Origin of the sequence: Caballeronia udeis (assembly GCF_001544555.2) — a bacterium.
Taxonomy (GTDB): domain Bacteria; phylum Pseudomonadota; class Gammaproteobacteria; order Burkholderiales; family Burkholderiaceae; genus Caballeronia; species Caballeronia udeis.
Window position 1 is genome coordinate 118,004 of sequence record NZ_FCOK02000022.1, and the last position, 9,020, is coordinate 127,023.

Genomic DNA, 9,020 nt, shown 5'->3' on the forward strand with positions numbered 1-9,020 from the left:
GTCGTTGACCGCCGAGACGGTGCCGATGCGAGCCGTCAACTATCCTGCTCATACACGTTCTTTGTGCACGTCAGAGAACGTAACCTTCCCGCATTCGCTGTGCAATGATCAACCCGGCGCTTTTCAGGGCGTCACTCGCCTTTGACAGCATTGTCTCTGTTCGCCGCTGTTCTGGTACCGACAAGCTGAGCGCCGCGACTGGGCAAGACAGGTCGTCCAGGATGGGCACCCCGATGCAGACGGCGCCGTCCTCGTTCTCTCCGGTTTCAATGGCATATCCGGTCTTTTGCACTTCGCTCAGTTGACGGCGCAGCACTTTGGAGTCTCTTATCGTCCGATACGTCTTTGGGGAAAGCGAACCGGCTAATGCTGTTTCTCGTTCAGCCTCTCCCATGTAAGCGAGAAATGCTTTGCCAAGCGCGGTGGAATGCATCGGCTCCCGGCTGCCAATCCGAGCCTGAATGCGCAAGGCACGAGTCGCCTCAATCACTTCGATGTAGACCATCTCTCCGTTCATCTCGATCGCGAGATTGATGGTTTCGTTGAACTCACGATTCAGCTCCCGCATGACCGGTACGGCGACTTCGCGCAAACGATGCAGGCTGTTGTCAGTCCGCGCTAACGCACGGAATCTACTGCCCAGCTCATACCTGTCTTGGCTAACGTTGTGCTGCAAGAACGTCGTGATGCTAAGCGTTTGCAAGTATCGGAATACTGTCGTCTTCGGCAATCCGAGGGCGTTCGCGACTTCGGTCATCGAAACAGCCCGGCCGCTTTCTGCGACAAATTCGAGAACCTTCATTGCCTTCCATACAGGGGCAACGACGTAACCGCCTCGTGGCATTTCGGTTAGGGTTTTCATGGAAGCTCAATTTTTCCGTTAGGCGAAACTATCGTTACTGTACGGAGAAAAATGGCTCTGGTCTACTGATCACGTCATTCTTGCAGCCGAAGCAGTGCCTGTGCTTCGGTGCATATCCCGTGGCTTACCACGGGGATGAGGGTATCCACCTCCCGGGCAGACATTCAAAAAGGACAGAGTCGTCGTGAATCAATCAACATCACAAGGTACGAGTGTTTCAATGAGGGACTGGAAGCGGGCTGCAGATCGACTGGGAACAGCGCTGATTCTGGACATTCTTGACAGCAAGGGCCTGCGACATCAGGCGCTGAAACCGGGCGTCATTCCGCGCACGGTTCAAAAGGTTGTGATCGGAGCGGCCAAGACACTGCTCTGGATGGATTTTGCACATGATGATCCGGCCACCTATGAGCTCGAGTTGAAAGCGGTTGATAGTTTGCAGGCGGACGAGATTGTTGTCTGCGCGACGGGCAACTCGGAGAGGTCCGGCATCTGGGGTGAGTTGCTCACCACCGCGGCGCTGCGCAGGGGAGCGGCCGGGATCGTGACCGATGGCGGGGTGCGGGACCTGGCACAGGTTGAAGCAATGGGCTTTCCTGTTTATTCGCGCTTCATTTCTCCCTACGACAGTTTCAACCGGCAGAAGGTCGTCGCGTTCGACATCCGCGTGGAAGTAGATGGCGTGAGCATCGAACCTGGCGACGTGATTGTGGCCGACCGCGATGGGGTGGCTGTTGTGCCGTCCGGCATGGCGGACGAGATCCTGGCACTGGCTCTCGGCAAGGCAGGGAAAGAGGATCAGTTCCGGGACGCGGTGAAGGGTGGTGCAAGCCTTTTTGAGGCATACGAACAGTTTCACGTTCTGTAGAGGCATCCGCTATTGATGGTCTCGGAATCGGGAATCGGGAATCGGGAATCGGGAGCCGGGAGCGGCGTCACTTGATGTCAGTCGTTCATCGACCTGTCGATACTAGTTTTCTTTGAATCCAGAAGCTGACGATGACTACGCGGGAAACCATCTCCGATGCCAAGGGAAACGTCTGCTTTAAACATGAAGGGAACGGCGGTGCAAATTACCGGCCGGCCCATACAGAGCTGCATGCGCAGCAACAGAGGAGACATAGTCATGTACATTCCAACGAAACTGAAAAAAACCTTTCGGATCCTGAGTTGTGCTGTTGGCTTCGCTGCGATCTCTTCATCCGCCAGTGCTGGTGAGGTGCAAGATGTGAAATTTGGCTTTGCAGGTCCGTTGACAGGGATGAGCGCTAGTTTTGGCAAGGATCTGCAAGACGGAGTGCAACTTGCGCTTAACGATGCGAACGCGCAGAAGATCCTCATCGGTGGGAAGCCTGTCAAGTTCTCTATCGTTGCTCAGGACGATCAGGCTGATCCGCGCGTGGGGGTGCAGGTAGCGCAAAAGCTACTCGACTCCAACGTAGCCGTAGTGATTGGACACTTCAATTCAGGAACGACAATACCCGCATCGGCTATCTACCAACAAGCGGGGATGGTAATGATCAATCCGGGGGCCACAAATCCGATTATCAATCAACGAGGTTTTGATCATATTTTCAGCGTGCTCGGGACGGATGACGACAATGCCGGACGTGCCGCCAAATATGCGGTCCGGGTATCAAAGGCAAAGCGCATCGCGATTCTTGACGATCGCACTGCATTCGGGCAAGGGGAAGCGGACCACTTCGACAAGGTTGTCAAAGCCGAGGGTGGTTCGATTGTCGATCGACAGTATTGCGACGACAAGACGGTAGACTTCAGCGCACAACTCACGGCTCTCAAAGGGGCAAACATCGACTTGCTCTTCTTTGGTGGCCTCGACCGGCAAGCAGCAGGTGTCGCGAAACGGATGAAACAGCTTGGAATGACTGCTCAACTGGTAGGTGGCGGCGCTGTTGCCGATTCCGATTTTCTTAAACTGGCGGGGCCCGCCGGTGAAGGCGTGATGGCGTGGGAACCGGGTAGCCCGCTCGAGAACTTGCCGACTGGGAAAGAGTTTGGCGCGCGGTTTCAGAGGACCTTTGGTTTGCCAGCGCAGTCGTACGCTCCCTTCGGGTACGATGCGACTTGGGCTGCGATCAAGGCAATGCAAAAAGCTGATTCCGTTGACCCGAAGGTGTACTTGACCGCCGTTAAAGATATCTCGTTCACAGGCGTTACCGGCCCAATTGCGTTCGAGTCCAACGGTGCACTGAAAGGCGGCTCATCGACGCTTTATCAGGTGAAGCAAGGTAAATGGGTTGCCATAGTGACACAAACTGGTAAATGACCCGCCGGCGAAGGGAGTAAGGGTTGGCCGAACTGCACGTAGGTCGAATTGCAGCGACAGGTGCATAGATCATTGCGCGCCGCCTCGGGTCCGAAGATGTTCCGTCTGCATAATCAGCGGCCCTTACGCCGGCTAGCGCGAAGGTCAGATGGTGTCTGGCCCTTGTTAGACTCACAATATGCCTATTGGCCCGTGCGCGATATTCGGCCGACTAAAGATGACGAGGGGCTGTACGGTGTCTTGTGACACGCCCCTTGTTCACGGATAAGTTGCGGGGGGGGCCGGACTCGCATTCCGCGCTGAATGATCCTTCCTTTGATGTCATCAATCTCTTGGGCTGTCTGTGATATGGCTCAGTCACCTTCGCGCGCGCTGACGTCCGTCCTTTGCGTGCCTGCTCACTACTGCACTGAGTTCTCCGATTTCCTGTTTGATTCGGGCTCGCTGATCGTGCGTGTCGTTCTCTCGCTGCATTTTCCCGCAATCGAATCTTGATCTTGCCGTGAATGGCCGCGCTGATGATGTAGGACATGTATGTCAGGATGCAGGTCGAACTGCACGAACTATTGGTGCGCTAGGCGACAGTGGCGGGGGCCTGCACGCCGTCAGCTCGAAGTCTTGCAGCAAGGCGCAACGAGGGCTGTGGGCAGAACCCTTCGAACTGGCCCGAGCTCGATTGATTTCGCTGGCCCGACCCCATGCGACTCAATGCGCTGGAACGGCCTGAGGCTGCTCGTCGCAGATGGTATCCATGCCATCCTACGTTATCCTCAGGAAGTGTGATTCTGATTCCAATCGTAACCCGCAACCAGTTGAACGATATCGAAAACCAGTCTTGCAAAATTGGGGTGGCCATAGCTTTATAAAACAACCTCAAATAGGGATAAAAAAATTCTGATTGTTGCACCACTATTGAGCATTGTCCGATATATGGACAAGTGATCTTCATTATTTATGAAATATCGACGTTTGCCAGATCGCTGATTACCATAAACACATGGAGCCAAATTTAGTTAAGGAAGGTCTGCAAAACTGCTGCAATCGGGGGCGGCGTGTACTACTCTAAACGCAGTGACTGAAACGGGGTAATGCGATGACGCAACTTCATCTTGGATTGAATTTGTCGACGAAGCGCACGCGCAAACGTGAGTTTCTCGACGAGATGAGGGGAGTCGTGCCGTGGTCAAAGTTGATTGCCTTAATCGAGCCACATTACCCGAAAGGTAAGACGGGGCGACCGCCATTTCCTGTGGCGACGATGCTTCAAATCCACTTCATGCAACAGTGGTTCGGGCTGTCGGACCCGGCGATGGAAGAAGCTTTGTACGACGTGCCGCTATATCGCGAATTTGCGGGCCTCGATGGTGGCATGGCCCGCTTGCCAGACGAGACCACGATTCTTCGATTTCGGCATCTTCTCGAAACGCATGGAATCGCTGCCCAAATGCTTGCACTGGTCAATGAGATTCTGGTTGATAAGGGGTTGATGCTCAAGGCAGGCTCAGCCGTTGACGCCACCTTGATCGCAGCGCCGAGCTCGACCAAGAACGGCTCGGGCACACGAGATCCCGAGATGCAACCAACGCAGAAAGGCCGCAACTGGTACTTCGGAATGAAGGCCCATGTTGGCGTGGACGCGGAGTCGGGCCTGGTGCATACCGTCATCGGAACGGCGGCAAACGTGCACGACATCAACGAGGCGCAGGCGTTGTTGCACGGCGAAGAAACGGATGTGTACGCTGACGCGGGTTATCAGGGTATCGAGAAGCGTGAGCACGCACGCCCAGTACGATGGCACGTCGCGATGCGGCCCGGTAAGCGAAGAAAGCTAAACCTGAAGGACCCCATTGATGCGATATACGATCAGATCGAGCGCTTGAAAGCAGGCATTCGCGCGAAGGTGGAACATCCGTTCCGAGTTCTCAAGCGACAGTTCGGCTACATGAAAACGCGATACCGGGGGCTGACCAAAAACACCGCTCAAATCACGACGCTGTTTGCGTTGGGCAATCTGTGGATGGCACGTAAGTCGTTGCGAAAAGCGTGAAAAAATGCAGCATGCGATGAGCTTGGATCAGGACTCGTCGCGGTTACCTGGGCAATGCTCCCCATCCTACCGACCTTCGCCACGACAAACCGTCCTTGAAACAAAATGTCGTGCTTAAAAGCGCGTTGTTCAGACCTTCCTTAACGGCTTCGATTGCATTGACCACCCAAGGCGCACGCATGGATTCACCCCGTCGAGAACTCCCTCGCATGCTAAAACGCGGGTGTTCCAGAGATGCCATCGGGAGTTCGACCTTTGATGACTGTTATGGCCCAAAAATCCCCCGGATTCACAGCGGACCAAGCGGCGTGGAGCACACACCATGAGAGAAGCGGGTTGGATTGATGGGGGTATATCAACGACTCTGGCAAAAGGACTAGAAGTCTTGCAGGCTTTCGCGTCCTACGGTCGCGCGGCGACTAATGCGGAGATTGCTGAGAAGGTCGGGCTGCCTCGTCCATCTGTCGGCCGAATGACAACCACGCTTGTGGAACTCGGTTTTCTTGTGCGAGCGTCGCGAGGGAAGTTCGAGGTTGGTGGGCGCACACTTACTCTCGGCTATCCCGTAGTGACACGGTTAGTTGACAGACAAAAAGCAAGGCCGTTGATGCGGGAGTTCGCAGCAAGCACGGGCGGAGCTGTGTCCATCGCGGTTGCGAGTGATATGGACTATGTCTTTGTTGAGTCGGTACACCCGAACAACACCATGCAACATCGGCCAGAAGTTGGATTCAGTGCGCCACTTGCGACGACAGCAATGGGGCGAGCCCTGCTATCGATAATGCAAGAGAGTCGTCTGAAGCAGTATCGGCAGCGAATGCAGCGTTTCCGTCCAGAGCAGTGGGCAGCTCATGGCGCTCAGGCTTTGGCAGGGATGGAGGCGTGTTCAAAGTATGGCTTTTGCACAGTGTTCGGAACTTGGCGTGCCGATATCTTCGCCTTTGCCAGTCCATTGGGAAGGATGGCTACCGGCGAAGTTTTAGCGGTCAATTGTGGAATACCATCCTGCTCAATGACACCAGCGCAAACCGAAACGGGGCAAGTCGGGCAGCGGCTATCGGTACTTGCCGACAATATTCGAGCGCTCATGCCGCTTATATTCGACTAAGCAAAGCGTGATGTTTGAAGGCGGCTAGAGTGCTCTTACTTCGAGGTCATCGGTCTCGACCACCTCGTTCTACCAGGCTTGGAGAAGAAGATATGGACGATATCGAGTCGGGTGCATCAGCGTTGCTCGATGAAAATGATCGACACGTTTTCCACAGAGACGTCAATCGGACATACAAAGTCGCGATGAAAGGTGTCGGTGCGACTTTCTTTGATCACGCAGGGAAATCATATCTGGATGGATCATCGGGTTCGTTCGTTTGCAATTTAGGACACGGCATCGAGTCCATTGCAAAGATTATGGCCGAGCAGGCGTCAAGGATCACATTCACTAATACGCGTAACTTCACCAGCGAACCGGAGTTGCGGCTCTGCAAAAACCTGGCGGCATTGTCTCCAATGTCGCATTCAAGGGTGTGGGTCTGTAGTTCGGGGACCGCGGCCAATGAAGCGGCGACAAAAATGGCCTACCAATATCACACAATACGTGGCAATCCCGGAAAAACAGAAGTGATATCCCGGTGGCGTAGCTATCATGGCAGTTCCATGGCAGCACTTGCCATGACGGGCGATCTTCATAAACGGGCCCCGTTCGAGGCCTTGCTTGCGCAGCGCCCTCATATCGATCCACCCTACTGTTTTAGATGTCCGTGGGGCAAGAAACGTTCATCATGTGCTCTCGAGTGCACGTCAGCGCTTGAGACCGAAATTCTACGACTTGGTCCCGACAAGGTATCGGCGGTGATTAAAGAAGTTATAGCGGGAGCACCGTTAGGGGCCTTGGAGGTGCCGGACGGTTATTTACAAGAAGTACGAACTATTTGTGATAAGTACGACGTTCTATTGATTGTTGACGAGGTCATTAGTGGGGTGGGACGAACCGGGGCGTGGTTTGCAACGTCTCGCAGCGGGGTGGTGCCGGACCTTATTACCTTGGGAAAAGGTCTTGCGGGCGGGTTCTCACCGGTCGGAGCGTTAGTCGTAGCGGGCAAGGTATTCGAGGCATTTTCTTCGTCTGGCAGGAATTTTGTGCATTACGAGACTTTCACCGGTCACGCGCTCTCCGCTTGCGTGGCAAACGCAGTGATTGAGCATATCCAGCGTAATGACCTCCTGACGACCGTAGAGCGGAATGGACGATATCTTGGCCAACTTCTTCAAGCGCTTCGTGACCTGCGCATCGTCGGCGACATTAGGGGAACCGGTTTTCTGTGGGCGGTTGAACTAGTAGAAGATAACCTGAAAAACGAACCGTTCTCCAGCGACCTACGCATCTCCGATCTAGTTGTTGATCGTGCGTTGGAGTGTGGCGTACTCCTCATTGCCGGCCGAGGGGCTGCGGATGGACTGCTTGGTGACACAGTGCTCCTTGCGCCCCCTATGTAAGCACCGTTCAGCAATTAGAGAAAATTGTAAAAACGCTCCGCCACGTTCTGGAGACGATATCCATCGAGTGCGGCACTGAAATCGCGCGCTTCAACAATCGTAAGCGCTCAATCTGGCACACGCGGAACCATATGGCCGCGTGGTAACGGTCGCGTCAATCCGGTTCGGACCAAGCGCTTACGCGGTCAAGCCGTAGGCTTCAAGAAGTTAAACGGTAGCAGGTCGGTAACATCGGCGTCTAATGCTCGTTGCGGCAATTCGCTGAGTACCCGTACGAGATATGCATAGGGTTCGACGTTGCACGCTCGGCATGTGAGCATCAAGCTGTAGATCATTGCGCTGGCCTTCGCACCAGCAACCGTGTCACTGAACAGCCACGAGGATCTGCCCGTGCAGAATGGCCGGATGTCGCGCTCGATGACGTTGTTATCGATTGGGGCACGCCCATCGTTCACGTAGCGGCTCAGGTACGTCCATTGATTGCGTGTATAGGCGATCGCCTTGCCCAGCAGGCTCTCAGGAAGGACCTGCGGTGCCAGTTCGTCAAGCCATTTCCTGAAGGACTCGAGCAGCGGCACGCTATGTTGGTGGCGCAGCCGGAAGGTGTAATCGACGCGCGTCTCGCTTTCGGGCAGATCTCCCTTTGCGAGTGTTTCGACCTGGTAGAGCGCCTTGAAGTATTCCAGTGCATGTGCGGCCCGCCCGCCTGGTTTCTTCATGCCCTTGAAGGCATCAACAAAGGCGCGTCGCGCGTGGGCGAGGCAGCCGAAGTGGGTCGGACCTTCGAGCGTGCGCCAGGCGGCGTATCCATCGGTCATCAGCAGACCCTTGTAGCCGGCGAGGAACGCCTGGGGATATTGCTGAGCGCGCCCCGGCTGGTAGTCGAACAGCACGACGGGTTCGGAGCAGTCTTCAGCGCTACGGTACACCCACATGTACGAGGTGCTCTGGGCGGCTTTGCCCGGCTCCTTGAGCACCTGTACCGTTGTTTCGTCGCCGTGAATCAGCTGTTGCGAAAGCAGTGTCTTGCGCAGCGCCTCGTACAAACGGCTGTAATGCAGCTCAGCAGGCCGGATGATCCAGTTCGCCAGCGTAGCGCGTCCGACTTCGATGTCCGCACGCGCCAGCGCATGGGCCATCCGGTACAACGGTGTTCCGTCAACGTATTTGCCCGCGGTGACCGTGGCGATCATTGCCGCACTGGCATTGCTGCCCGGCAACGGCTGGGCCGGCATCGGTGCGGTGATGACCGGCGTGCGCTCGGCGTGGCGCTCGCAGTGGCGGCATGCATATTTGAAGCGCACGTGCTGAAGCACCGACGCCTTGACTTC

At 55.4% G+C, this 9,020-nt stretch carries 7 protein-coding genes; 5 read left to right on the plus strand and 2 right to left on the minus strand.

What is annotated here, in order from left to right:
* Nucleotides 1-70: 70 nt before the first annotated feature.
* On the minus strand, nucleotides 71-862 hold the full coding sequence (locus AWB69_RS17755) for an IclR family transcriptional regulator (RefSeq protein WP_062087031.1): 792 nt from the start codon (nucleotides 860-862) through the stop codon (nucleotides 71-73).
* Between the two features lie 184 nt (nucleotides 863-1,046).
* On the opposite strand from AWB69_RS17755, the gene AWB69_RS17760 reads away from it, so the two are divergent.
* From AWB69_RS17760 to AWB69_RS17785, 5 genes are all read left to right on the plus strand, one after another.
* A complete protein-coding gene (locus tag AWB69_RS17760; protein ID WP_156528885.1) occupies nucleotides 1,047-1,730 on the plus strand; it encodes an RraA family protein in 684 nt (227 codons plus the stop codon).
* Between the two features lie 258 nt (nucleotides 1,731-1,988).
* Nucleotides 1,989-3,149 carry a branched-chain amino acid ABC transporter substrate-binding protein gene (locus AWB69_RS17770; protein WP_062087035.1) on the plus strand — a complete coding sequence of 387 codons (1,161 nt, stop codon included), beginning with the start codon at nucleotides 1,989-1,991 and terminating at the stop codon, nucleotides 3,147-3,149.
* Nucleotides 3,150-4,242: 1,093 nt separating this feature from the next.
* Nucleotides 4,243-5,196, plus strand: coding sequence for an IS5 family transposase (locus AWB69_RS17775; RefSeq protein ID WP_062087037.1), 954 nt, complete (start codon nucleotides 4,243-4,245; stop codon nucleotides 5,194-5,196).
* Between the two features lie 322 nt (nucleotides 5,197-5,518).
* Entirely contained in the window at nucleotides 5,519-6,304 is a 786-nt protein-coding gene (locus AWB69_RS17780) for an IclR family transcriptional regulator (protein ID WP_062087039.1), read from the plus strand.
* A gap of 92 nt (nucleotides 6,305-6,396) precedes the next feature.
* Nucleotides 6,397-7,689, plus strand: coding sequence for an aminotransferase family protein (locus AWB69_RS17785; RefSeq protein WP_062087041.1), 1,293 nt, complete (start codon nucleotides 6,397-6,399; stop codon nucleotides 7,687-7,689).
* A 185-nt stretch (nucleotides 7,690-7,874) separates the two neighbouring features.
* On the opposite strand, the gene tnpC is transcribed toward AWB69_RS17785, so the two are convergent.
* On the minus strand, nucleotides 7,875-9,020 hold a 1,146-nt coding region (gene tnpC / locus AWB69_RS17790), incomplete at its 5' end, for an IS66 family transposase (protein ID WP_062087044.1).

Coding starts and splice junctions, on each gene's coding strand:
- AWB69_RS17755 (WP_062087031.1), bottom strand. CDS start 862: ATGAAAACCCTAACCGAAATGCCACGAGGCGGTTACGTCGTTGCCCCT.
- AWB69_RS17770 (WP_062087035.1), top strand. CDS start 1,989: ATGTACATTCCAACGAAACTGAAAAAAACCTTTCGGATCCTGAGTTGT.
- AWB69_RS17775 (WP_062087037.1), top strand. CDS start 4,243: ATGACGCAACTTCATCTTGGATTGAATTTGTCGACGAAGCGCACGCGC.
- AWB69_RS17780 (WP_062087039.1), top strand. CDS start 5,519: ATGAGAGAAGCGGGTTGGATTGATGGGGGTATATCAACGACTCTGGCA.
- AWB69_RS17785 (WP_062087041.1), top strand. CDS start 6,397: ATGGACGATATCGAGTCGGGTGCATCAGCGTTGCTCGATGAAAATGAT.